The sequence below is a fragment of the Hyphomonas sp. UBA3195 genome (genome assembly GCF_002366485.1).
Taxonomy (GTDB): Bacteria; Pseudomonadota; Alphaproteobacteria; order Caulobacterales; family Hyphomonadaceae; genus Hyphomonas.
On sequence record NZ_DEXB01000028.1, the window covers coordinates 30,453 to 53,436 of the forward strand.

General features: G+C 59.9%; 24 protein-coding genes. 15 read left to right on the plus strand and 9 right to left on the minus strand.

The features are described from left to right. Window positions 1-996: acyl-CoA dehydrogenase family protein (locus B2344_RS08760; protein ID WP_290485030.1), on the plus strand; the 996-nt coding region annotated here is incomplete at its 5' end. 128 nt (window positions 997-1,124) lie between these two features. Then, the gene (locus B2344_RS08765; protein WP_290485031.1) at window positions 1,125-1,490 is read left to right on the plus strand and encodes a hypothetical protein; all 366 of its coding nucleotides are present in this window, start codon (window positions 1,125-1,127) and stop codon (window positions 1,488-1,490) included. Between the two features lie 75 nt (window positions 1,491-1,565). Here B2344_RS08765 and B2344_RS08770 read toward each other — a convergent pair whose 3' ends face one another. Beyond that, window positions 1,566-2,192 carry a sulfotransferase family protein gene (locus B2344_RS08770; protein WP_290482342.1) on the minus strand — a complete coding sequence of 209 codons (627 nt, stop codon included), beginning with the start codon at window positions 2,190-2,192 and terminating at the stop codon, window positions 1,566-1,568. A 102-nt stretch (window positions 2,193-2,294) separates the two neighbouring features. After that, the gene (locus B2344_RS08775) at window positions 2,295-4,307 is read right to left on the minus strand and encodes a putative bifunctional diguanylate cyclase/phosphodiesterase (RefSeq protein ID WP_290482343.1); all 2,013 of its coding nucleotides are present in this window, start codon (window positions 4,305-4,307) and stop codon (window positions 2,295-2,297) included. A 169-nt stretch (window positions 4,308-4,476) separates the two neighbouring features. Between B2344_RS08775 and B2344_RS08780 the strand changes: the two genes are divergently transcribed. The 8 genes from B2344_RS08780 to B2344_RS08815 all read left to right on the plus strand — a co-directional run bounded on the left by B2344_RS08780 (window position 4,477) and on the right by B2344_RS08815 (window position 11,588). Further along, window positions 4,477-4,725, plus strand: a complete 249-nt coding sequence (locus B2344_RS08780; protein WP_290485032.1) for a DUF3297 family protein — start codon at window positions 4,477-4,479, stop codon at window positions 4,723-4,725. Window positions 4,726-4,796: 71 nt separating this feature from the next. Further along, window positions 4,797-5,381: an NnrU family protein gene (locus B2344_RS08785; protein WP_290481144.1), complete on the plus strand. Its 585-nt coding sequence runs from the start codon at window positions 4,797-4,799 to the stop codon at window positions 5,379-5,381. 4 nt (window positions 5,382-5,385) lie between these two features. Beyond that, window positions 5,386-5,787, plus strand: a complete 402-nt coding sequence (locus B2344_RS08790) for a GFA family protein (RefSeq protein WP_290485033.1) — start codon at window positions 5,386-5,388, stop codon at window positions 5,785-5,787. Between the two features lie 69 nt (window positions 5,788-5,856). Beyond that, window positions 5,857-6,693, plus strand: coding sequence for a 3-methyl-2-oxobutanoate hydroxymethyltransferase (gene panB / locus B2344_RS08795; RefSeq protein WP_206993252.1), 837 nt, complete (start codon window positions 5,857-5,859; stop codon window positions 6,691-6,693). Window positions 6,694-6,762: 69 nt separating this feature from the next. Continuing rightward, window positions 6,763-7,497: a hypothetical protein gene (locus B2344_RS08800; RefSeq protein WP_290482344.1), complete on the plus strand. Its 735-nt coding sequence runs from the start codon at window positions 6,763-6,765 to the stop codon at window positions 7,495-7,497. After that, entirely contained in the window at window positions 7,494-8,843 is a 1,350-nt protein-coding gene (locus B2344_RS08805) for a PQQ-like beta-propeller repeat protein (RefSeq protein WP_290485034.1), read from the plus strand. Before B2344_RS08800 ends, B2344_RS08805 begins: the two co-directional genes overlap by 4 nt. A 54-nt stretch (window positions 8,844-8,897) precedes the next feature. Then, window positions 8,898-10,445: a ribosome biogenesis GTPase Der gene (gene der / locus B2344_RS08810; RefSeq protein WP_206991107.1), complete on the plus strand. Its 1,548-nt coding sequence runs from the start codon at window positions 8,898-8,900 to the stop codon at window positions 10,443-10,445. Window positions 10,446-10,532: 87 nt separating this feature from the next. Further along, window positions 10,533-11,588 (plus strand): methyltransferase domain-containing protein, encoded by a 1,056-nt coding sequence (locus B2344_RS08815; protein ID WP_349679789.1) that lies wholly within the window; start codon window positions 10,533-10,535, stop codon window positions 11,586-11,588. A 6-nt stretch (window positions 11,589-11,594) separates the two neighbouring features. Here B2344_RS08815 and arfB read toward each other — a convergent pair whose 3' ends face one another. Further along, the gene (arfB, locus tag B2344_RS08820; protein ID WP_206991108.1) at window positions 11,595-12,029 is read right to left on the minus strand and encodes an alternative ribosome rescue aminoacyl-tRNA hydrolase ArfB; all 435 of its coding nucleotides are present in this window, start codon (window positions 12,027-12,029) and stop codon (window positions 11,595-11,597) included. Window positions 12,030-12,166: 137 nt separating this feature from the next. On the opposite strand from arfB, the gene B2344_RS08825 reads away from it, so the two are divergent. The 5 genes from B2344_RS08825 to B2344_RS08845 all read left to right on the plus strand — a co-directional run bounded on the left by B2344_RS08825 (window position 12,167) and on the right by B2344_RS08845 (window position 16,419). Beyond that, window positions 12,167-12,769: an RcnB family protein gene (locus B2344_RS08825; protein ID WP_290479780.1), complete on the plus strand. Its 603-nt coding sequence runs from the start codon at window positions 12,167-12,169 to the stop codon at window positions 12,767-12,769. A gap of 445 nt (window positions 12,770-13,214) precedes the next feature. Then, window positions 13,215-14,063, plus strand: coding sequence for a 3-deoxy-8-phosphooctulonate synthase (gene kdsA / locus B2344_RS08830; RefSeq protein WP_290501811.1), 849 nt, complete (start codon window positions 13,215-13,217; stop codon window positions 14,061-14,063). Next, entirely contained in the window at window positions 14,060-14,530 is a 471-nt protein-coding gene (locus B2344_RS08835) for a GNAT family N-acetyltransferase (protein ID WP_051607448.1), read from the plus strand. The genes kdsA and B2344_RS08835 overlap by 4 nt, the downstream gene beginning before the upstream one ends. After that, window positions 14,527-15,081 (plus strand): pseudouridine synthase, encoded by a 555-nt coding sequence (locus B2344_RS08840; RefSeq protein ID WP_290485037.1) that lies wholly within the window; start codon window positions 14,527-14,529, stop codon window positions 15,079-15,081. The genes B2344_RS08835 and B2344_RS08840 overlap by 4 nt, the downstream gene beginning before the upstream one ends. A gap of 90 nt (window positions 15,082-15,171) precedes the next feature. Then, on the plus strand, window positions 15,172-16,419 hold the full coding sequence (locus tag B2344_RS08845) for a mechanosensitive ion channel family protein (RefSeq protein WP_290482790.1): 1,248 nt from the start codon (window positions 15,172-15,174) through the stop codon (window positions 16,417-16,419). Window positions 16,420-16,431: 12 nt separating this feature from the next. Here B2344_RS08845 and B2344_RS08850 read toward each other — a convergent pair whose 3' ends face one another. The 6 genes from B2344_RS08850 to B2344_RS08875 form a co-directional block, all read right to left on the minus strand. Continuing rightward, the gene (locus B2344_RS08850) at window positions 16,432-17,634 is read right to left on the minus strand and encodes a serine hydrolase domain-containing protein (RefSeq protein ID WP_290485038.1); all 1,203 of its coding nucleotides are present in this window, start codon (window positions 17,632-17,634) and stop codon (window positions 16,432-16,434) included. Window positions 17,635-17,698: 64 nt separating this feature from the next. Further along, window positions 17,699-18,904: an OpgC domain-containing protein gene (gene opgC, locus B2344_RS08855; RefSeq protein ID WP_290485039.1), complete on the minus strand. Its 1,206-nt coding sequence runs from the start codon at window positions 18,902-18,904 to the stop codon at window positions 17,699-17,701. Between the two features lie 204 nt (window positions 18,905-19,108). Then, the gene (clpA, locus tag B2344_RS08860; RefSeq protein WP_034810967.1) at window positions 19,109-21,427 is read right to left on the minus strand and encodes an ATP-dependent Clp protease ATP-binding subunit ClpA; all 2,319 of its coding nucleotides are present in this window, start codon (window positions 21,425-21,427) and stop codon (window positions 19,109-19,111) included. Window positions 21,428-21,454: 27 nt separating this feature from the next. Next, complete coding sequence (gene clpS, locus B2344_RS08865) at window positions 21,455-21,853, minus strand: ATP-dependent Clp protease adapter ClpS (protein ID WP_206991115.1); 399 nt, start codon at window positions 21,851-21,853, stop codon at window positions 21,455-21,457. A gap of 71 nt (window positions 21,854-21,924) precedes the next feature. Beyond that, the gene (locus B2344_RS08870; RefSeq protein ID WP_206991116.1) at window positions 21,925-22,317 is read right to left on the minus strand and encodes a DUF1499 domain-containing protein; all 393 of its coding nucleotides are present in this window, start codon (window positions 22,315-22,317) and stop codon (window positions 21,925-21,927) included. Between the two features lie 165 nt (window positions 22,318-22,482). After that, window positions 22,483-22,911, minus strand: coding sequence for a phasin family protein (locus B2344_RS08875; protein WP_206991117.1), 429 nt, complete (start codon window positions 22,909-22,911; stop codon window positions 22,483-22,485). Between the last annotated feature and the right edge of the window lie 73 nt (window positions 22,912-22,984).

Here is a 22,984-nt window from a genome sequence, read left to right on the forward strand (position 1 = left end):
GAATATGGCGGCGCGGGCCTCGGCCTGACCGAAGCCGCGCTGATGATGCAGACCGTCACGCGCACCGGCGCGGGCTATTCCGGCGCCTCGGCCATCCATCTCAACATTTTCGGGCCGAAGCCCCTGGAGCGCTTCGGCAATCCGGAACAGAAGCGCGAAAACCTGCCCAAGATCATCTCTGGCGAGGAGAAGATGTGCTTTGCCGTGACCGAGCCGAATTCCGGCCTCGACACGTCCAGCCTCGAAACCAAGGCCGAGCGCACGAACACCGGCTACACGATCAATGGACGCAAGATCTGGACGACTGGCGCCCAGCGCGCCGACAAGATCCTGATCATCGCGCGCACCACGCCCAAGGACCAGTGCGCCAAGCCGTATCTCGGCCTCTCCCTGTTCTACACAGACCTCGACCCGAACAAGATCGAGCGCCAGCCGATCCCGAAAATGGGCCGCAAGGCGGTCGAGTGCAACATGCTCTATATTGATGGGCTCGAAGTGCCGAAAGACCACCTGATCGGCGAAGAAGGCGAAGGCTTCAAATACCTGCTTCAGGGCCTGAACCCCGAGCGTGTCCTGTTCGCGGTGGAATCCATCGGCCTCGGCTTTTCCGCGCTGGAGCGGGCCGCGACCTATGCGAAAGAGCGCGTCGTCTTTGGCCGCCCGATTGGCCAGAATCAGGGCATCCAGCATCCGCTGGCAAAATCCTGGGCCGAACTCTCCGCCGCCGAACTGCTCGCCTACAAGGCGGCAGGACTCTACGATGCCGGGCAGGATTGCGGCGCCGAGGCCAATTCCGCGAAATACCTTGGCACCGAAGCTGGCTTCCGCGCCTGCGAGACCGCCGTGCTGACTCATGGCGGCATGGGCTACGCGAAAGAATACCATGTCGAGCGCATGATGCGCGAAGCCATGCTCGCCCGCATCGCCCCGGTCAGCCGCGAAATGATCCTCAACTTCATCGCCGAACGCGTGCTGGGCCTGCCGAAGAGTTACTAATTGATCCGGGGAGACCACCCGGCCTGTCCCCGGCCCTTTAACGTCAAAACCCCTGACCTGCCGCGCAGGTCAGGGGTTTTTTCTACGCCCTATCCAACCGGACTTGGCGCCGTGGCAGGATTGGCTGCATGGACACGCTGTTTGCCCCTGTCGGCCCGCTCAAGCCGCATCTGGAACCCTACCGGTTCTGGATCTGGCTGCAGACGGTCGCCCTGCGCCTGTATGTGCGGGCGCTGAAGGGCCGGGGCGTTCCGTTCATGACGGTCATCGACCATCGCGGCACCGTGTATCTTCAATGGATCGGCGACGCGCCGCATGAGCGCGAACCGGACCCGCTGGCCTTCACATGGTCAAAGGCTTTCCGCCTTGCAATCGGCGATCTGGACTCCGCCCATCCCGGCGAACACCGTGACCATGTGCGACTTGATGCGGGCGAACCAAGCTGCCAGATGCCGTTCAGCCAAAGCTACGCCCTGCCCGGTCCGGACCCCTGACCGCACCACCTTTCACGAAAATACAAACTCCCCCGAAGCGCCCTCACAGGCGTCGCACCTGCTGGCGCGGCCAGCCTACATGTTGTCGGCCTTGGTCATGTGCTGGAAGAATTCTTCCTTACTGTTGGTACGCGGATAAGGCTCGGCGGGCACCGGCTTACCCAGGAAGGCGCAGAGTGGTTCCCAGCCATCCTTGGCCGAATGGACCAGAAGGCGCTCGGCGGGAATGGTCGCCTTCACTTCGGCTTCGTGCGCGTTGAAGGCGGCGATCAGGCTGTCCTTGTCTTTCGCGCCGCCAAAGCTGCGCTCCAGCACTTTTGTCACCATCTTGAACCATTCGGTCGCTTGCGGCGGCCATGTGTCCGGCGCCCAGACGGTGGCGAGAATGGTCTCGGATATGCTGCTGTACCAGCTCTCGGCGGAACGCGTCGAAAGGATGATCTTCGCGTCCGGATAGGCCTCGGCCGTCTCCTGCCAGAAGGCCGCGGTTGGCCAGTCCACGGCGGAATTGTACCCGTCATAGATGGCGCCGAAGTCTGGTGTGCCCGCCAGCGCAGCATTCCAGAGCGGAACCTGTGCCTCGCCATTCTCGATGACCTCGATCATGTGATGGCACGGCCCGAAGCCAAGTTGCTCGAGCGCCAGTTTGAGCGACATCGTGCCTGTGCGCCCGAAACCGGCGCTGATTACGGATAGTGTCATTGAATTTGTTCCCTTCACAGCCTTTCAGGCGTCCCTGCTGTTTCCATAGCATGACCATGAGGCGGGCGGTAACAAGAAATTTGCCTTGCAGGGCGAAGTCGATCAGGCGACCACCTGGGTCGGGACCGACAGCATGGATCCCATGCCGTCGAACTTCAGCTCGCCGGTCAGGTAAGGCAGCATCTTCTCGGCAATCAGGGGCTTGGTGAAGATATAGCCTTGGACCAGATGGCACCCGGCCGAGCGCACATGGTCCAGTTCCTCGCGGGTCTCCACGCCTTCCGCCACACAGGCAATCGACAGCGACCGGCAGAGGCGGCTGATCGTCCGGACAAGGCCAAAGCTTTTCTGATTGTGGTCGATTGACGAAATGAAGCTTCGATCGATCTTCACAATATCGAATTCCAATTCCTGCAAGTACCGCAGGGACGAGAAGCCCGTGCCGAAATCATCCAGCGCGATCTTCACACCCAGTTCCCGGAATTTCAGCAGGTTGTTGTGAACTTCGGTGAAATCCGTCAGCAAAGAGGATTCGGTCACCTCAATCGAAATGCGCTGGCGCAGGCTCGGCGGCTGGCGGATCAGCATCGAGGCAAGCAGGTCCGTACACTGCCGGCTGTTCACATCCTGCGCAGACAGGTTCACCGCAATCCGCGCCGTTTCCGGCCAAACCTTCAGTTGGGCAATCACCTTGCGGAAGACTGCCAGAGTCATTTCCTGGGTCATGCCGGCTTTCTCGGCAATCGGCACGAACTCGCCCGGCGGCACCATACCAATTTCCGGACTGTCCCAGCGCGCCAGTGCCTCGCAACGCCGAATGGCCCCATCGCGCGTGTCGATGATCGGCTGGAAAACCAGATGAATTTCCTTGTCGAGATCCGCATTCTTGAAGGCTTGATGCACAAGCACTTCGCGGCGTTTGCTGGCGGCATGATGAGACGAAAACTCGACCACGGGGCCGGACGTCGCTTCCTTGGCGCGGAACAGGGCAAAATCCGCCTGCTCAAGCAGGTCTTTTGCCGAGGCGACATCAAAGCTGCGCGAAGACATGCCGACCGAGGCCGATACGCGGCTGATATCTCCACTCGGCAGGACAACCGGGTGACTGATCGAAGCGACCAGTTCCAGCGAGAACTTCATGGCTTCCTCGCGCGATGTGTTCCACGGCAGGACGTACGCGAACTCATCCCCGCCAAGGCGCGCGACCGAACCACCATAGCGGGCCGCCGCTGCCTTCATGCGGTTTGCTGTTTCCACCAGCATGGCATCCCCTGCCGAATGTCCGAACACGTCATTCAAAGGCTTGAAGCCGTCCAGGTCGACCAGTCCGACAATCGGCAATTCCCCATTCGGGCTGCGCTCGAAGAAAAGGTTTATCTGCTCGAAGAAGCGGCGGCGGTTCGGCAGGCCGGTCAGGGTATCTGACAAGGCCAGGAAGCGATTGGATTCCGCCAGGCCCGAAGCCCGCTCATTCTCAGAGACCAGCTCATTGTGCAGCATCACCGATTCCGCGATGCGCTGCTTGTAAGTCAGGGACACTTTCAGGAATGCCGCATACGACACCGCCATCGGCACGGCCATATAGCCATAGTAAAACGGATCATGGCGCACGAAGACGAAGCAGAATATCAGCAACGTCCCCGACAAGCCAGCTGCCACAATACGCGGGCGCGGCATTGAGCACATCATGCCAACCGGGCCGATCAGGCCGGTAAACAGAGCCAATTGCGCTTCCTGCCGACCGATCGCGTAGGGCCACAATAGAGCAATCCAGCCTCCGATGACCGCAAAGATGATCAGCGAGCCAATTTCTATCACCACGAAATCACGCTGGGCGCGCAGGGGATCTGTGAATTCAGCCTGTGAATCGCGCCAGTGATTGATCCGCAGGATACTCCCTACGATGAACAGGCATGGCAGGCCGAGTGTCAGGTATAACGGCGCATGGTTCAGGAAGCTCATCCCGAGCGACAGCGACGCGACACACAACATCGCGTAGAGCGCTGACAAATTTCTCGAGGTCGCGCGCATTTGCTCCATGACGACCGCTTCTTCGAGCGTTCGCGCGTTCTGGAGCATTGTACGGTAATGCTTGATGTCGGATATACTTCGCATATCAGCCTGTTCTGTTCTGCGGTAACCAATAGCGACAGTTCCATAAAGCCCGGTTTAGTGGGGAAATGATTCCACTACTTTCCATTAACCATGTCTTCATTCCCATTTCGGGCCATCAAGTTGCGTCTGGGCTCTTGCAATTCCCGCATTCGCTGGCAAACAGCATCACATGACCGACACGCTCCCAGACCGCCTCGCCCTTGATCCAGACAGCAAGTTTCACGATGCAGATTTGCTGCAACGCGAAATCGGTGTCCGCTTCAATGGAACCGAGAAAACCAATGTCGAGGAGTATTGTGTATCTGAAGGCTGGATCCGCGTTGCGGCTGGCAAGGCGCTTGATCGCAAGGGCAAGCCTCTCACGCTGAAGCTAAAAGGCGATGTCGAAGTCTGGCTCAAGGATCAGCCCGAGGGCTGAGGCCGCCTTCAGGCTTTCCACTTTCCCACATCCCGGACTCCGCATAGACTCCCGCTCGGGAGGAAATCGTCATGCCGTATCTGATTGCCGGGCTGGTTGTGTTCTTTGGGGTCCACCTGTTTTCCGCGTTTCGAAGCCGAAAACCGGGAGAGGATCTGAAACAACGCATAGGCTACGGCCCCTATATGGGGCTCTACAGCCTGATTTCGTTGATCGGATTGGTCCTGATTATCTATGGCTATGACGCAGCGCGCTGGATGGGATCGCTCTATTTCGCGCCCAGTTGGGGCTCACACGTCAACATGGCGCTGATGCTGCCAGCCTTGATCTTTCTCGTCGCTGCCAACCTGCCGACAGGCCGGATCAAGAAAGCCCTGAAGCACCCCATGTTGGTGGCGGTGAAGCTCTGGGCGCTTGGTCACCTTCTGGCCAATGGCGAGTGGAACTCGATCATCCTGTTCGGCAGCTTCCTCGCCTATGCCGTGATCGACCGGATCGCAGTGAAGAAGCGCGGCGACAATGGCCCGCCGGCTGATGTGGCGGTGTCCAATAAGGGAGACATTGGCGCACTGGTGATCGGGACCGGCGTGTATGTCGCGTTCGTCTTCCACCTGCATCAATGGCTGATCGGCGTGCCTGTCGTGCCGGGAGTGTAGTCACATGGATGCGCAATGCGCTTGCGGCGCCCTGAAAGTCACACTGCCTGACGATATCACGCCGGCCGTTGTCGCCTGTCACTGTGCCGCGTGCCAGCGTCGCACCGGCTCCCCCTTCGGAGTGGGGGCATATTACCTGCTCACTGCTTTGACCATTACAGGCAAGGCTACCCCCTGGACACGCGAAGCTGACAGCGGGGGTACCTTCACGACCTATTTTTGTCCCACTTGCGGGTCTACCGTCTACTGGGTCACGGAAAAGCACCCGGAAGCAGCAGGTATCGCCGTAGGGGCGATCGCAGATCCGCGCTTTCCCGGGCCGATCCGCTCGGTCTGGGAAGAAACCCGGCATGAGTGGGTGGACATACCCACCGCCCTGCAGCACTTCCCCAAAGGCCGCAGCTGATCCGGCAGCGCCGGAGCGACCGTTCACATGCGCTTGCCCGCCGGTCTGAGGCAGGCTAAGTCGCTGGCCATGTCGAAACAAACTCGTATTTCCCGAAAAACCGTCAAGGATATCGCCGCCGCCAAAGGGGGTGAACCGCTCGTCTGCCTGACGGCCTATGACGCGCCAATGGCCGAGATCATGGACCCGCATGCCGACCTGATCCTCGTTGGCGACAGCGTCGGCATGGTGGTCCATGGCCTGCCCTCGACCGTTGGCGTGACGATGGAGATGATGATCCTGCACGGTCAGGCCGTGATGCGCGGCAGCCAGCAGGCCTTCGTCGTCGTCGATATGCCCTTTGGCAGCTACGAGACGAGCGAAGATCAGGCCTTTTTGAATGCCGCCCGCATCATGAAGGAAACCGGCTGTCAGGCGGTCAAGATCGAGAGCGGCGCCTATGCCGCTACCCAGATCGCCCATCTTGTGGAGCGTGGCATTCCGGTGATGGGCCATGTCGGCCTGCGCCCGCAGGCGGTGAATGTCGATGGTGGCTTCCGCGCCAAGGGCCGCACCGAATCCGAACGCGACATCGTGCTGAACGAGGCGCGCGCTGCAGACGAAGCGGGCGCATTTGCCATTGTCATCGAAGGCGTTGCGCGCGATCTCGCCGACGAGATTACCAAGGCCGTCAGCTGCCCCACAATCGGCATCGGCGCGTCCGCCAGCTGCGATGGCCAGGTACTGGTCACACAGGACATGTTGGGCCTGTTCGACTGGGCGCCGAAATTCGTGCGCCGTTACGCCGACCTCCGCAGCGAGATCGACACCGCCCTCGGCCAGTTTGCTGTCGACGTCCGGTCCCGCGAATTCCCCGGCGAAGCCGAGACCTATTCCCTGCGAAAACCTGAGGCGAAACAGCCCTGACACGTTGCAGCTGGGCGCAGGCGCGTCTAGGTTCCCCCCGAAGTCAGATTACCCGATCGGAGCGCCACGTTGAGCGACATTTTTGACGAAGTCGATGAAAGCCTGCGCCAGGACAAGATGGAAGGCCTGTGGACACGCTACAGGCCCTTTATCTATGGCGCGGCAGCGCTGCTCATCGGGGCGGTGGCCCTGAATGAATTCGTGTTGCGCCCACAGGCTGAACAGGCCCGGGCAGAACGCGCGCTCGCCTTCGAGAACGCCCTGACCCTGCTGGAAGAAGACAATTACGTCGAGGCCGAAGCCGCGTTCCGTGAATTGGCCGAAGGCAGTGGCAAGATCGCACCTTTGGCAGCGCAATACCTGGCGCAAACCCAATATGAGGGCGGCGGCGACGCCAATGGCGCAACCCGCACCCTATCGGCCGTGGCTGCCGTGGAAGGCAGCCCGTATGAGCGCCTGTCCATCCTGAAGACGGCGTATTTCTCGGTCGACACCCAGTCCATGGCAGACCTTGAAGCGACGCTCGGCAGCCTGGTCGAGGATGAAGGCCCGCTCGGCGCGCTTGCCCGTGAACTGATCGCGGCGAAAGCTTTCGAGAGCGGCGACATTGCCCGCGCCCGGACCGAGTTCAACCGTCTCCGCTTTGATGCGGCTGCGCCCGAAGGCGTGAAGCGCCGCGCCGAGATCGCCCTTGCTGCGATCCCGCCAGCGCCAGCTGAAGAAACGACCGCAAGCGACACTGAGACACCAGTTGAGGGCGAAGCGCCCGCTGAAACTGCCGATATCGAGGAGACCGGCCAATGAGGCTTTCACGCCCACTCAAGCTGACCGCAACCGCAACGGCGTTCATCGCCCTGACGGCCTGCAGCAGCATTCCGTTCTTCGGCAATTCCGGCAATGACGACAAGGAACAGCTCGACAAGGCTGGCCGCGTCACGATGGTGCTCGCGGAGGAAGCGGTTGAGGCCAAGCCTGAGCTGGCCACGGAATCCATCGAACTGTTGCCTCCCACGGATATGGCATCCTGGCCGGAAGCAGGCGGGACCCCCGCCAAGGCACCAGGCCACGTCAACGCAGCGCCTGACCTGAAAATCGCCTGGCGCAATTCGGTCGGCAAAGGCTCCAGCAACAAGTCTGCCGTGACCACGCCACCGGTCGCCAGCGAGACTGCCATCTACACGCTGGATGCGGACCAGACGATCTATTCGACGGAAATCTCCAGCGGCCGCACGCTCTGGAAAAAGGAACTCAAAGGCCTGACCAAGCGCGACAAGACCGCGCTCGGCGGCGGCCTTGCCGTGACAGATGATACGCTGATCGTCGCAAGTGGCTTTGGCTATGTCACACGCGTCAGCGCCGAAGACGGGACCGAATTGTGGAAGCGCGAGCTTGGCGTGCCCATGACGGGTGCCCCCACCGTCAAGGACGGCACGATCTTTGTCGCCTCCAACAATAATGAAGTGTTCGCGCTGGACCTTGAGACCGGCGAGACCGATTGGAGCGATCAGGCAATTGCGGAATCCGCCCGCGTCCTCGGCAGCCCAAGCCCGGCCGCCATCGAAGACTTCGTGATCGCGCCTTACTCCTCTGGTGAGATCATTGCCTATCTCGCGAATAATGGCCGTCGCCTCTGGACGGATGCCATTTCGCAGGCCGGCCGCTTCACACCGATTTCCGAGATCAACGATATCGGCTCACGCCCGGTTCTGGCCGGTGGCCTCGTCTTCGCGTCGAGCCAGTCCGGCATCACGGTCGCGATTGACGGGCGCAGCGGCAATCGCGTCTGGGCGCGCCCCATCGGCTCGACCCAAGCCCCAGCGCTCAGCGGGAAATTCCTGTTTGTCATCGGCACCAATGCCACGCTGGCGGCGCTGGATGCTGGCTCAGGCGACGCCTATTGGGTCACCGAGCTGCCGCAGTACAAGAACGAGAAGAAAAAGAAGAAACGTATCAGCTATTCCGGTCCGCTTCTTGCGTCGGGACGCATCCTGATCGTTTCGTCCTATGGCGAGCTGCTCGCCTTTGATCCGCAGACGGGCGAACAGACCGCGTCTCTGGATATCAAGGACACGACTTACATCGAACCCATCGCCGTGCAGGGAAAAGTCTTCCTGCTGACCGATGAAGCAAAACTGGTTGCGATTCAGTAGCAGGCTGCGCCGGGCTGGCGCGCCTCGCCTGAACGCATAGGAGCGGGCCCCGCCATGCCTTTGAAACTCGCCATCGTCGGACGCCCCAATGTGGGCAAGTCGACCCTGTTCAACCGCCTCGTCGGCAAGAAGATCGCGCTGGTCGATGACCAGCCGGGTGTGACGCGTGACCGGAAGCAGGCGGAAGGGCGTCTTGCCTCCCTGCCATTGGTCCTGATCGACACAGCGGGCTATGAGACCTCCTATGACGACAGTCTCGAATCCCGCATGCGCCAACAGACCGAGGCCGCCATTGCCGAGGCTGAACTGGCCCTCTTCCTGATTGATGCCCGTGTCGGCGTCACCCCGGAAGACGAGAACTTTGCCGCCTTGCTGCGCAAGGCCAATATCCCGATCGTTCTGGCGGCCAACAAGGCTGAAGGCAAACAGGGCACGGTCGGCGTGATGGATGCCTGGTCGCTGGGCCTGGGTGAACCGATTGGCTTGTCTGCCGAGCATGGCGAGGGCATGGCCGAACTTTACGAAGCCATTCGTCAGGCACTGGGCGAGGAAGCGTTCGAGCTCGCCCTGCAGGAGGCCGAACTGGATTATGATCCCCGCGCCGCCGAGGACATCATCGAGAAGCTGGCCCATATCGATATCGACGATTTCTCTGTGTCCGATGATGATCTCGTCGCTGCCATTGAAGCGGCGGATGTCGACGTTGAACCCGAGCCACAAAAAGACGACAAGCCGATCAAACTGGCCATTGTCGGCCGCCCGAATGCCGGCAAGTCCACGCTGATCAACCAGCTGCTACAATCGGACCGCCTGCTGACCGGTCCCGAAGCCGGCATCACGCGCGACTCCATCTCTATTGACTGGGAATGGGAAGGCCGCCGCATCCGCCTGGTCGATACCGCTGGCCTGCGCCGCAAGAACAAGGTGCAGGAGCGCCTTGAACGGATGTCGACTGGCGAGACGATCCGCTCGCTGAAATATGCAGATATCATTGCCCTCGTCATGGACGCACACGAGGCGATGGAAAAACAGGACCTGCTGATTGCCGACCTCGCCCTGCGCGAAGGCCGCGGCGTCGTGCTGGTCATTTCCAAATGGGACACGGTGAAAAAGCCGGATGAAGCCGCCAAACATATCCGGGATCTTGCCAACCGGCTGATGCCGAATGCTGGCGGTGCACCCGTCGTGTTCCTGTCCGGCCTGACTGGTCGGCATACGGACAGGCTGATGCCAGCCGTGGTCAAGGTCTATCAGGATTGGACCGCACGCGTGAAGACGGGCGATCTGAACCGCTGGCTGCGCCACACGGTTGAGCGCCATCCGCCGCCAAGCGTTCAGGGCAAGCGCATCAAGCCACGCTACATGGCCCAGATGAAGGCGCGTCCGCCGACCTTCGTGCTCATCGCCTCGCGCGGTGACCAGATGCCGGAAACCTACAAGCGCTATCTGATCAACAATCTGCGCGATGCCTTTGACATGCATGGCGTGCCGATCCGCCTGTTCGTCCGGCAGGGCAAGAACCCCTATGCTGACAAGGCCGACGGCGCGCGCAAGCCCCAAGGCAAGAGCCCTTATCGCGGCAAGCCGATCAAGAAGGGCTAGCGCGCTCGCACACATATCCGTGACTGGAAACGACTGGCGTACCTGCCTAGGGTCGCCCCGATCAATGCGGAGACTCAAATGTACCAGATGCAGGATGTGGTGAAAACCTATTACGGCGAGACGCTGACAAGCTCGTCGGACCTGAAGACCGATGCCTGCACGACGGAGTCTCGTCCAGCGGCGCATGTCTCGGCCGCCCTCGCCGCCGTCCATGATGATGTGGCCGCGAAGTATTATGGGTGTGGCCTCGCCATCCCGGCCGCGCTGGAAGGTTTGAAAGTGCTGGACCTTGGCAGCGGGGCCGGACGCGACGTGTTCGCCCTGGCCAAGCTGGTTGGCCCGACCGGCCACGTCACCGGGGTCGACATGACGGATGAGCAGCTGGACGTCGCCCGCGCACATGAGGCCTGGCACGCCGAGCAATTTGGCTACGACTCGCCCAATACGCGCTTTGTGAAAGGCGAACTGGAAAAGCTGGGCGAGCTTGATCTTGAGCCCAATTCCTTTGACCTCATCATCTCCAATTGCGTCATCAATCTCTGCACGGACAAGCCGGAAGTCTTCCGGCAGACCCACCGCCTGCTGAAACCCGGCGGCGAGCTCTATTTCTCGGACGTCTATGCCGACCGGCGGATCCCGCAGGAGTTGATTGATGATCCGGTCCTGTATGGCGAATGCCTGTCGGGGGCGCTCTACTGGAACGATTATGAAGCCATCGCGATGGCGGCTGGCTTTGCCGATCCGCGCGTCGTCAACCATCGCCGCCTTGCCATCATAGATCCGAAATTGAAGGCAAAGGTCGAGCCGATCCGCTTTGCCTCGGTCACAGCACGCCTGATGAAGCTCGACGGTCTGGAGACGGCCTGCGAGGATTACGGCCAGGCTGTCATCTACAAGGGCGGCGTCGAAGGCATGGAGCGCGTCTTCATTCTGGATGCTGAGCACGAGATTGAAGCCGGTCGCGTCTTCCCGGTCTGCGGCAACACGCTCGCCATGCTCATGGAAACCCGCTTTGCGCCATTCTTCGAGGTGGTCGGCGACGGCAAGATCCATTTCGGCGTCTTCCCCGGCTGCGCCGCGCCGGACGTATTTGCAGAGACGCAAGACGCCAGCGGCCCCGCGCCGGTGGGCGGCTGCTGCTAGCGCGCCCTACTCTGTCGGGTCGACATTGCCGCGGAGGGATTTGATCTCGCCTCGGCGTTTCTTTGTGGCGATGCGGCGTTTGACGCTGCCATAGGTCGGCTTGGTCTTGATGCGCCGTTTCGGGCGACGGCTGGCACGAAGGATCATCTCGGCAAGCCGCTTGCGCGCAGATTCCCGGTTGAGCGCCTGGCTCCGATGCTCCGAAGCCTCCAGCATCAGTCGGCCATCCTTGGTTATCCGGTTGGCATACAGTTTGGCGAAGCGCGCCTTCACATCAGGTGGCAGAGATGACGCTTCGACGTGCCAGGTCAGCTGTACCGCAGTCGACACCTTGTTGACGTTCTGCCCGCCTGGCCCGGACGCGCGCACGAATGCCTCCGACACTTCCCATGCAGGCAGTGTCAGTTCGTCATTTATGCGGATGTCGCCGAATTCAGCCATGGAGTTTCCTTAACACGGTGTTCAGCCAGAGTTCAGCCCCGCAGGCCTAGCCTGACTGTCATAAGCCCGCAGGATGCGGGAAATGGCTGCCCCGGAAACGGTTTCCAAGGGGCCAATCTTCGGAGGCTTTGCCCGATATGAAGCTGTTCAAGACACTCACCACATTGGTGGCCACAACGGCCACGATCGGACTTCTTGCCGCTCCCGCTGCCTATGCAGAACGGGGACGCGGCGATCACAATCGCGGCGGCGGTTATCATGATGGCGGCCATCGCGGTGGAGACCGGGGACACCGGGACAATGGTCGACGCGACAATGGGCACCGCGGTGACCATAATCGTGGCAATCGAGGCTATAATAATGGCCACAATAATAGAGGCCATTACAATCGCGGCCACCATGCCCCGCGCCGCGACTACCGCCCCGCGCCGCGCCATGTCTATCGCGCGCCCGCGCGTTCGCATCGCCATTATGCACCGCCCCGTCACAATTATGTGCGCTACAGCCGGGCTTATGGTCCCTATTATCGTCGTGGCTACCAACCGCGCTACCATGTCGGTGGCTGGTATCGCCCGCACCAGCATACGGTCTATATCCGCGACTATCACACCTACGGCCTCTACGCGCCGCCACCGGGACACTACTGGGCGCGGGACCATCATAGCGGAGATGCGATTCTCGCCTCCGTCGCAACGGGGGCCATCATCGGACTGGTTGTCGGCGCGCTGGCCTATGATTGACACATGATCAGCGTATGAAAACTGAACGCGCCCGGGCCCAAGGTCCGGGCGTTTTTTGTGCGTCATGAAACAGTCATTCAAAAAAGCCGCGAAGTTAACTTTGTAATGGCGCAAATCATGCTTAACTTTGATTCGTCCGGAACGGTTCTGGACAAAGTTCGTGCCTGTTGCACGCTTGAAAGGAGGTGATTCATGTCGAGTGAGAAAACCAGAGGGATCAACAAGTTTATATCCTGTGGTGCCCGGCCGGAGCAGCCTCCTGTCGGCGCATAGAGATATTTGAAGGCACGCTGAAACGCTGCCAGACTTGTTGGGTCCCGAGGACTCACGGAAGCCGCCCCAGAGGGCGGCTTCTTTGTTTATGGAAACGGCATGAACGCTCCGACTTACCTTTTGCCTGAAACAACGCTATTTGCTGGAAAAACACCTGAGCGGAGAGACCCAGATGAACGTGCTGACCCACAAGACTTCCGGCTGGACCATCGGCACCGGCAAACCGCTTTCAGTGATTGCGGGCCTCAACGTCCTCGAAGACGAGGGCCTTTCCCTTGAAGTTGGCACCGAGCTGAAGCGCGTTTGCGAACAATTGGGTCTGCCCTATGTCTTCAAGGCCAGCTTCGACAAGGCGAACCGTTCCTCGATCAAGTCGTTTCGCGGCCCCGGGCTTGAGAATGGCCTGAAAATGCTGGCCAGCGTAAAGGCCAAGCTCGGCGTGCCGATCTGCACCGATCTGCATGAAGCCGGTCAGGCCGAAGCCGTCGCAGAGGTGGCCGACATCGTCCAGATCCCGGCTTTCCTGTGCCGCCAGACTGATCTGGTTGTCGCCACCGCCAAGGCCACTGCCGCAGCGGGCGGGATCATCCAGGTCAAGAAAGCCCAGTTCATCGCACCGTGGGATACAAAGAACATCGTCTCCAAGATCGGTGAAGCTGCAGATGTCGGCGTGATCCTGTGCGAGCGCGGCTCCAGCTTTGGCTACAACAATCTCGTCGTCGACATGCTCGGCATTCCCGAGATGCAGAAGCTCGGCTGCCCGGTGACCATCGACGCGACCCATGCTGTCCAGCTTCCAGGCGCCGACCCGCGCACGGGCGGCGCGTCCACCGGCGGGCGACGCGACGGCGTGGCCATCATCGCCAAGTCGGCCATTGCCGCCGGCGCGGATGGCGTCTTCCTCGAATTCCATACCGACCCGGACAAGGCCCTGTGCGATGGACCGAGCTGCCTGCCGATCTCGTCGGCCGAAGGCCTGCTCAGCACATTGAAATCCCTGCATGAGATCGTGAACGCGTGATCAGGGAGGCTGTAGCATCAGACCGGGAGGCTCTTGCTACCATCCTCTATCGGGCGAGCCGTGACGTGTTCCCGCTGGCTGGCATCGAACGCGTTGATGCCGCCGAGTTTGACCGCCAAACGGCTGGCGAGAGCATTTTGGTTGCAGAAAAGGATGACCGACCGGTCGGCTTTTCGAGCGTCTGGGACCCCGACCACTTCCTGCATCATTTCTTCATCGACCCGGCCTATCACCGCCACGGCATTGGGCGGTCGCTGATGGTTGCTACAATGATGCGCTATGGCAGCGCGCTCTCACTGAAGTGCAATACATCCAACACCACTGCCCGCACGTTTTACCGTGCAATGGGCTGGATCGAGACGGACGAACCTGGCGGCACCAGCGAAGGGATTGGTGACTGGATCTGGATCCGAACACCCGCCGCCGCATCCGCGCTCGGCCTGTTGCCCGAAGGCCCTGACGCATGACCCGCCTTATCGCCTTCAACAAACCGTTCAATGTGCTCTCCCAATTCACCGACAAGAGTACGCTGGCGAGTTCGCGTGAGACGCTATCGGACTATATGGACGTCCCACGTGTCTATCCCGCTGGCCGGCTCGACCGGGATAGTGAGGGCCTGTTACTCCTGACCGATGACGGCAAGCTGCAGGCCCGCATTTCCGATCCGAAAGCCAAGATGGCCAAGGTCTACTGGGCCCAGATCGAGGGTATTCCGGATGACAAGGCATTGCAGGCCCTCCGCTCCGGAGTAGACCTGAATGATGGTCGCACCGCTCCTGCAAAGGTGAGACGGATGGACGAGCCAGGAGATCTCTGGCCGCGCGACCCGCCAATCCGGTTTCGAAAATCGGTACCAGATTGCTGGATCGAACTGACCATTACCGAAGGCCGCAACCGACAGGTCCGGCGCATGACCGCCGCAGTCGGGCATCCAACCTTGCGCCTTGTGCGTGCGCAAATCGGCAACTGGACCCTGAATGGCCTTGCCCCCGGCGAGTGGCGCGACATAAAGGGCTGACCCCCAACCCTTCACAGGCCGCATAACACAGATTAGCAAACGGCACTCCACAGGCCCGGTCGCGACCGGATGAAACAGATGGAGCGCCGCATGGCCCTGACACAATCTTCGAGCTGGTTTGAGCAGAATGCCCCCGACTGGGCGCGCGAGTCCGCAACCTTCATCGGAAACATCTGGAATGATGGCGCTTATGGTCTGACCTATGGCGAGATCACCATCGCTGTTGTGATCATCATGATCGCGCTGATGATCCGCGGCCTGTTCGCACGGCTGATCGTGAAGACCATCATGCGCCTGGCGTCCGGCACCAAGTCGGGCTTTGATGACGCGCTCGTTCAATCCATCGCGACGCCGCTCAAGATCGTCCCGGTCATCATCGGTATCTATATCGCGCTGCAGGTGACCAATATTTCCGGCGAGGCGGAAATCTACGCGACTCGCATTCTGCGCTCGATCATCACGCTTGCCGTATTCTGGACGCTGTCTCGCGCGGTGCATGCCTTCGAATATCTGTTCGCGGGTCTGAGAGACGCCCTGTCGCCCGCCGCCGTCGACTGGATGGTCAAGGCGTTGCAGATCATCTTGATCGTACTGGGTCTCGGCGCCGTGGCGGAGCAATGGGGAATCCAGATCGCGCCCCTGCTGGCCGGCCTTGGCGTGCTCGGCATCGCCGTCGGCCTCGGCGCGCAGGACTTGTTCAAGAACCTTATCTCCGGCTTGCTGATCATTTCAGAGAAGCGTTTCATTCCCGGCGAGTGGGTCAAGGCAGACGGTGTGGTCGAAGGAACGGTCGAGAAGATCAATTTCCGTTCGACCCTTATCCGCCGGTTCGACAAAAGCCCGGTCTATGTTCCCAACAGCGCACTGTCAGATGCGGCCGTGACCAATTTCTCGCGCATGACGCACCGGCGCATCAAATGGGTGGTCGGCGTGGAATATCGCACGACCGTGGACCAGCTGAAATATATCCGCGACGAAATCGAGGCCTGGCTCTGGAATGATGACCGGTTCGCCAAGCCGCCGGAAGCCGCATTGTTCGTGCGTGTGGACAGCTTCAATGCCAGCTCCATCGACTTCCTGATCTACACTTTCACCCACACGAAGAATTGGGGCGAGTGGCTGGAGATCAAGGAAGAGTTCGCCGTCGCCGTGATGGACATTATCGAAAAGGCGGGCACGGGCTTCGCCTTTCCGAGCCGCACCATCTACCTTCAGGAAACCGACCCGCCGGAAATCATGGCTCCGCCCGCGCGCAGCGAAGGCGTCGCACGGGCGCAAGCCGCCAAGGAAGGCATGCTCCAGGTCGGCGGGATTGGCGAAGCCAGCGACGATGGCTAATCGGGTCGCGGCTTACTTCACCCATACGCCAGGTGCATTGGTGCGATAGCCGAGCGCGCGATAGGCCGCATCGATCAGGCTTTGCGCGCGGTCATTCACGAGAATGCCGCTGCCCATCTGGTTCATCGTGTAGCTGAAGGCGAGGCCCGCTTCGGGATCGGCGAAACCGATGGAGCCGCCTGCGCCGACATGGCCGAAGGCCTGCTCGCCCATGATGACGCTGGTGCCGGGGCCGAGGTTCAGCTCGCGATTATCCATGGACTTCATGAAGCCCGGGCCGAACCGGGTCGGGACCAGAAGCGTCGCATCTCGTTGCGTCGCTGTTGTCACCATGCTCATGGCCTTCAGGCGATCAGGCGAGACGAGCGTGCCGTCATCGGTTGCCAATGGCGTATACATCGCCACCTGTCCGCGCGCGTTCGAGAGGCCGCCCCCGCCGCCGATTTCAGCGGCTTGCGACTTGCGGTTATTGAAGTCCCAGCCGCCATTGTTCATGAAGCTCTTGTGCTGGATGGATTCCGGCTCGGTCACCAGCTTGATGGCAAACTCGGTTGGAACATCGTCCGGCTTCGGCGCATACGGAATGATCGGCGCGATGTGAACGTCTTCGGTCTCAGGCAGGCCCAGCCAGAAGCGCGCGCCGGTCTTGTCGGCCACTTCCTCGCGGAAGAAGGTGCCGAGCGACTTGCCGGACACGCGGCGGACCAGTTCGCCCACCGTCCAGCCGAAATTGATCATGTGGTAGCCATTGCGTGTGCCCGGTTCCCAGAAGGCTTCCTCATCTTCCAGTCGCTGGATCATGTAGTCCCAGTCCTCGAACCCGCCTGGCCGGACCGGGTCGCGCAGGGTCGGCAGCGCGCTTTCATGGTTCAGCATCATGCGAACCGTGGTCTTCTCTTTGCCGTTCTTGGCAAACTTCGGCCAGTAGTCGGCGACCAGCGCCTCGGGATTCAGCTCACCCCGGTCGATCAGGATATGGGCGCACAGCGCGGTGGCGGCCTTGGAACAGGAAAAGACGATGGAGATCGTATCCTCACGCCAGGCATCACCAGTTTCCGGGTTCGCCATGCCGCCCCAGAGGTCCACCTGCGTTTCGCCATTCACTGACAGGCAGACCGAGGCGCCAACCTCTCCACGCTCTGCAAAGTTGCGTTCGAATTCTTCCTTCACGGCGGCGAATTTTGACTCGCACGCCCCGCCAATGGATCCTGACATGTGTTCCCTCCCGAGGATTTTATTGATGCCAGTGTGATGCGCCCTCCCCACGGGAAGGCAAGCCCTATGGCAGGGCCGGGAGGTAGCGTTTCTTCAGGCGCGCCGCGCCAAGCAAAGCTGCCAGAGCGCAGATCTGGACAACCATCACCACAATCCGATTGTCTTCAAACCCGTTGGAGAGAATGAAGTAGCTGGCCGTAAAGACCGCCACGACATGGCCGCTATACACGAACAGGGAATTCCGGCCGACCATTACCAGAGGCGGGAATCTCAACACAGAATCCACCACAGCCCGCGCCCACATAAGGGGCTTTGCCAAGTCTTCCCGGTTCAGCAGGAAGTAGAAGATATACGAGATCGCAGCGAGACTGATCAGGCCGATGCCAGACACATTCCGGCGCTTTGGCTCAACCAGCCATTCAGGCGACCCAAGCATGCCTCGCCCGGCTTCCGCAACTGCAAAGGCCACTGTGATGGCAAGCGCCGCGTAGAAGACCGGATAGCTCGTGGGCAGAATGCTGGATTTGAAATGGTCCCAGCCTTCCGTCTTGTACCGGTAGCCGAGATAGAATCCGCCATAGAAAATGACCGCGTAGGACAAGGGATTGAAGATACCCGTCAGAGACAGGAAAGGCCGCGTGTCGAAAACATGCGCGAAGATCCAGCCCAATACCGCTTGATCGAAACCCGCCGCAGCAACCAGCCAGCAGGCCGCAAGAATTCCGAAGAACAGGCGCGTCCGCGTTGTCTCCAGCAACCAAAGCCCGACCGGAATGAACAGCATCAGCATCATGTAAAGGATCAGAATGCCGAGATAGAGCGGCTGCTTGGCGAAGGTGAAAACCTGAAGGCTCTGCACGAACAGCGGTGTTTCGAGGTCTGGTACATATTGGGAATCCAGCCGCATCGGCCAGGCCGACACAAACAGGTACAGCATCGAGAGTGCGACGATGATCTGATAGAGATAGACCCAGCGTAGCCGCTTCAAAACGGCCAGTTCGCAGGCGACCATACCGCCTTTGAAGAAGGGCCGAAGATAGCTCAGCGCGCAGACAAAACCGGACAAGAGAACAAAAAACTCGCCATCCCAGACAGGCGAGAAATTCCCGTGATGAAACCGGATCACAGGCGTCCAGTGCGTGAAATTGAAGTGTGCGATGAACATGGCAATGAGCAAATAGCCCCGCGCCCCATCGATATGCACTAACCGCGCCGCCTTCTGCGCTGGCGCCGTGGTGGCCGATCCCGTCGTCAAAATCGCATCGGTCATCTCGTCACCTCTAGACCATGCTTGCCGTAGCGTTACTCCTAGTGGACCATTGTGACAATCCGAACGCGATCAGCGAATTTCCTTCGAAAACAGCATGTTCCTGCACAAGGTTTATGCGACTTCGGCCACCGTCTTGAGATCGCAGGCAAAGAAATGCCCGCAACAGGACGTTGCGGGCATTTCTGAAATCGTACTGCCAGTATTCTATGCCGGCTCTTCAGCAGAGCCTTTCTTGGCGACAGGCTTCTTCTTCGGCTTCTCGGCAACATATTTGAAGGCGAGCTTTTCCTCATCCTTCTTGTCGATGTCGATCTTGACCACGCCGCCCTTCTGGAGCGAGCCGAACAGGAGTTCTTCCGCCATCGGCTTCTTGACGTGTTCCTGGATCGTCCGCGCCAGCGGCCGGGCGCCCATGTCGGCGTCGAAGCCGCGCTTGGCGAGCCAGTCGCGTGCAGGCTTGGTGATCTCGATGGAGACGTTGCGATCTTCCAGCTGGACTTCGAGCTGAAGAATGAACTTCTCGACCACACGATCAATGATCTCTGGCGTCAGGCCGCCGAAAGTGATCGTCGCATCAAGACGGTTACGGAATTCCGGCGTGAACAGACGCTTGAGTGCCTCTTCCTGCTCGTCGTCCTTCTTGCCACGGCCAAAGCCGATGGAGTTCTTCGAGGCATCGGACGCCCCGGCATTCGTTGTCATGATCAGGATGACATTCCGAAAGTCTACCTTGCGGCCATTGGCGTCCGTCAGTGTGCCATTGTCCATGACCTGAAGCAGGATGTTGAACAGGTCCGGATGCGCCTTCTCGATTTCGTCGAGCAGCAGCACGCAGTGCGGATGCTGGTCGACGCCATCGGTCAGCAGGCCGCCCTCATCATAGCCGACATAGCCCGGAGGCGCGCCGATGAGACGAGAAACGGTGTGACGCTCCATATATTCCGACATGTCGAAGCGCAGCATCTCGACGCCCATGATGGAGGCGAGTTGTTTGGCAACTTCGGTCTTGCCGACGCCGGTTGGACCGGTGAACAGGTACGAGCCAATTGGCTTGTTCGGTTCACGCAGGCCGGCACGCGCGAGTTTGATGGCTGCCGAAAGCGCCGTGATGGCATCGTTCTGGCCAAACACGACCCGCTGCAAATCGGTCTCCAGTGATTTGAGCGCGGCTGCATCGTCGGTCGAAACCTGTTTGGGGGGGATGCGGGCGATCTTGGCCACGACTGCCTCGATATCCTTCTGCCCCACCGTCTTCTTGCGTTTCGACGTAGGCAACAACCACTGCGCGGCGCCAGCCTCGTCGATCACATCAATCGCCTTGTCCGGCAATTTGCGGTCGGTGATGTAGCGATCTGCGAGTTCAACTGCCGATTTGATGGCATCATTCGTGTAGCGCAGGCCGTGGAAATCCTCGAAGCGGGACTTAAGACCCGTGAGAATCTTGATCGTATCCGGAACAGTTGGCTCAACCACATCGATCTTGCGGAACCGGCGCGACAGGGCCCGGTCCTTTTCAAAATGCTGTTTGTATTCCTTGAAGGTGGTCGACCCCATGCAACGCAGGCCACCGGACTGAAGCGCAGGCTTCAGCAGATTTGACGCATCCATCGCGCCGCCGGAGGTCGCCCCAGCGCCGATAATGGTGTGGATCTCATCAATGAACAGGATAGCTTTTTCCTGCTGCTCCAATTCCTTCATCACGGATTTGAGGCGTTCCTCGAAATCACCGCGATAGCGCGTACCGGCCAACAGGGCGCCCATGTCGAGCGACCAGATAACAGCCTCGTCCAGAATTTCAGGGGCTTCACCATCGACAATCTTCTTGGCCAGGCCTTCGGCGATCGCCGTCTTGCCCACACCGGGATCGCCGACGAGGATCGGATTGTTCTTGCTGCGACGGCAGAGCACTTCAATGCAGCGGTTCACTTCCATGTCCCGGCCGATCAGCGGATCGATCTTGCCGGAGCGCGCCTTGTCATTCAGATTCACACAGTAAGCGTCGAGCGCCTCATGACCCTGCTTGACCGGCTCTTCTTCCGAAGCCTCCGCACCGCGTGGACTGGATGGGCGCGACATGCCCGGCTGCTTGGCCACGCCATGCGAGATGAAATTCACCGCGTCATAACGGGTCATGTCCTGCTCCTGCAGGAAGTAGGCAGCGTGACTTTCACGTTCAGAGAAGATCGAGACCAGCACATTCGCGCCGGTAACTTCGTCGCGGCCCGAGCTCTCAACGTGAAGAATGGCGCGTTGGACAACACGCTGGAACGCAGCGGTCGGCTGAACGCGGCCTTCGCCTTCATCCACTGTCAGGCTGGAAAGCTCTTCGTCAATGTATCGGCTGAGGTCGGCGCTGAGGGCGTCAATGTTGACCTTGCAGGCGCCCATCACTTCGCGGGCATGCTCATCTTCCGTCAGCGCCAGAAGCAAATGTTCCAGTGTGGCGTATTCATGATCACGCTCTGATGCGAACGTCAGGGCCTTTTCGAGTGCGGTCTCTAGGGAGGGGGACAAACGTGGCAAGTGACTGGCCTTCCGGAGTGAGTGTTTCTAGTCGTCTTTCTCCATGACACATTGGAGAGGATGTTCATGGCGTTTGGCAAGGTCCAATACCTGCGCGACCTTTGTTTCGGCCACTTCATAAGTATAGACACCGCACAACCCCACGCCCTTTTGGTGGACATGAAGCATGATGCGCGTGGCCTGTTCCCGGGAACGATTGAAGAAATGTTCCAGGACGTAGACGACAAACTCCATCGGCGTGTAATCGTCATTCAACAGAAGCACACGGTAGAGCGACGGCTTCTTGGTCCGTACGCGCGTTTGCGTGGACAGACCGAAATTCGTCCCATCATCATCGCCAGCCTGCCCGCCCCCTGGTGGGTCGCCGGGTCCGGGCCGATTTAGCCGTATTGGATCCGTGCTGGAATGGTTCAGGTCACCGCTCATAGTTACCAAGATATACGTTCTTGCCCGACTTTGAAGAGCGGATACGCGGCAAAAGCACAATCTGCCTGAATTCAGGTCACCTGGAGACTGGCGAGGAGGTCATTCACACGCTTCGCATTCGCGCCCATATCGCTATAGCCCACGCGGGATGCAGAATAGACTGCGAGCGTGGATTTCCCGTCTGAAGGCAGGATGGCGATATCCACATCATCCTTGAATTTGAACAGTTTCGACACCGCGATGAAGCTGATGCGACCCGCCTGGGCGTCGAGCGCCTTCAGCCTCCAGTCCTTGCGCATGGCCACAAGGGCCTCGACCTGGCTGAACAGACTGTCTGTGCTGCAGAAGAAAATCGGGCCTTCTTCGTCCGGGCTAGCCTGGTCAGCAAAGCCCGCCGGTGCGACCAGATACGTGTTCGGCGACTTGGGCCGCTGAAGGGTTTGGAAATCGAGAAAATCGCTCATGCACAACTGTAGGAGCAAGCGCAACGGATTCGCCAGCGCATTCTGCATCTGACATTGAACAAAGTCCGGGCAAAAAAAGAACCGGGCCAAACAGGCCCGGCTCAAATTATCTACGCCACTCTACGCCCCAGAGCCCGCTAGCCTGGCCGGGAAACAAGAAAGCGCTTACTTGGGTGCGAAAGCCATGAACGGCTTCGTCGCGTCGCGCCAAGCAGACATGCAGAGTTCAGCCTGTGCGCTGACTTCGGACGTGTAAGCCGAGAGAAGGTTCTTGGCGAAGCCGGACTGTATTTCCATTGCTTCGCGTGGATCCTTTGCGCCGGTCAGCGACTGCGTGGCTTCGACACCCTGTTCGAGCGTGCGAGCAAAGAAGTCCATGTTGCGGGCGCCAATCGTGCGCATCATTTCCGAAGAAGATGCTGCTTGTTCTGCGAGGGCTTTCATGCCGCCTTCCGCATAACCACCGAACTTGCCTGCGAGACCTGTCATTTGTTCCATGCCTTCATCAATCATTTTTGTTGCCGAATCTGCCACACGCGCTTCCGCTTTGGCTTTCGGAGAAGACTTGGGAGTGGTCTTTTTTGTTGTCGCCATGGGGAGGATCCTTTTCACGCTGGATACCCTAACGTAGCGTAAAATCCGAGCAATTGCAACAATTATTGTGCGG

Coding starts and splice junctions, on each gene's coding strand:
- B2344_RS08765 (WP_290485031.1), top strand. CDS start 1,125: ATGGACACGCTGTTTGCCCCTGTCGGCCCGCTCAAGCCGCATCTGGAA.
- B2344_RS08770 (WP_290482342.1), bottom strand. CDS start 2,192: ATGACACTATCCGTAATCAGCGCCGGTTTCGGGCGCACAGGCACGATG.
- B2344_RS08775 (WP_290482343.1), bottom strand. CDS start 4,307: ATGCGAAGTATATCCGACATCAAGCATTACCGTACAATGCTCCAGAAC.
- B2344_RS08780 (WP_290485032.1), top strand. CDS start 4,477: ATGACCGACACGCTCCCAGACCGCCTCGCCCTTGATCCAGACAGCAAG.
- B2344_RS08785 (WP_290481144.1), top strand. CDS start 4,797: ATGCCGTATCTGATTGCCGGGCTGGTTGTGTTCTTTGGGGTCCACCTG.
- B2344_RS08790 (WP_290485033.1), top strand. CDS start 5,386: ATGGATGCGCAATGCGCTTGCGGCGCCCTGAAAGTCACACTGCCTGAC.
- panB (WP_206993252.1), top strand. CDS start 5,857: ATGTCGAAACAAACTCGTATTTCCCGAAAAACCGTCAAGGATATCGCC.
- B2344_RS08805 (WP_290485034.1), top strand. CDS start 7,494: ATGAGGCTTTCACGCCCACTCAAGCTGACCGCAACCGCAACGGCGTTC.
- der (WP_206991107.1), top strand. CDS start 8,898: ATGCCTTTGAAACTCGCCATCGTCGGACGCCCCAATGTGGGCAAGTCG.
- B2344_RS08815 (WP_349679789.1), top strand. CDS start 10,533: ATGCAGGATGTGGTGAAAACCTATTACGGCGAGACGCTGACAAGCTCG.
- arfB (WP_206991108.1), bottom strand. CDS start 12,029: ATGGCTGAATTCGGCGACATCCGCATAAATGACGAACTGACACTGCCT.
- B2344_RS08825 (WP_290479780.1), top strand. CDS start 12,167: ATGAAGCTGTTCAAGACACTCACCACATTGGTGGCCACAACGGCCACG.
- kdsA (WP_290501811.1), top strand. CDS start 13,215: ATGAACGTGCTGACCCACAAGACTTCCGGCTGGACCATCGGCACCGGC.
- B2344_RS08840 (WP_290485037.1), top strand. CDS start 14,527: ATGACCCGCCTTATCGCCTTCAACAAACCGTTCAATGTGCTCTCCCAA.
- B2344_RS08845 (WP_290482790.1), top strand. CDS start 15,172: ATGGCCCTGACACAATCTTCGAGCTGGTTTGAGCAGAATGCCCCCGAC.
- B2344_RS08850 (WP_290485038.1), bottom strand. CDS start 17,634: ATGTCAGGATCCATTGGCGGGGCGTGCGAGTCAAAATTCGCCGCCGTG.
- opgC (WP_290485039.1), bottom strand. CDS start 18,904: ATGACCGATGCGATTTTGACGACGGGATCGGCCACCACGGCGCCAGCG.
- clpS (WP_206991115.1), bottom strand. CDS start 21,853: ATGAGCGGTGACCTGAACCATTCCAGCACGGATCCAATACGGCTAAAT.
- B2344_RS08870 (WP_206991116.1), bottom strand. CDS start 22,317: ATGAGCGATTTTCTCGATTTCCAAACCCTTCAGCGGCCCAAGTCGCCG.
- B2344_RS08875 (WP_206991117.1), bottom strand. CDS start 22,911: ATGGCGACAACAAAAAAGACCACTCCCAAGTCTTCTCCGAAAGCCAAA.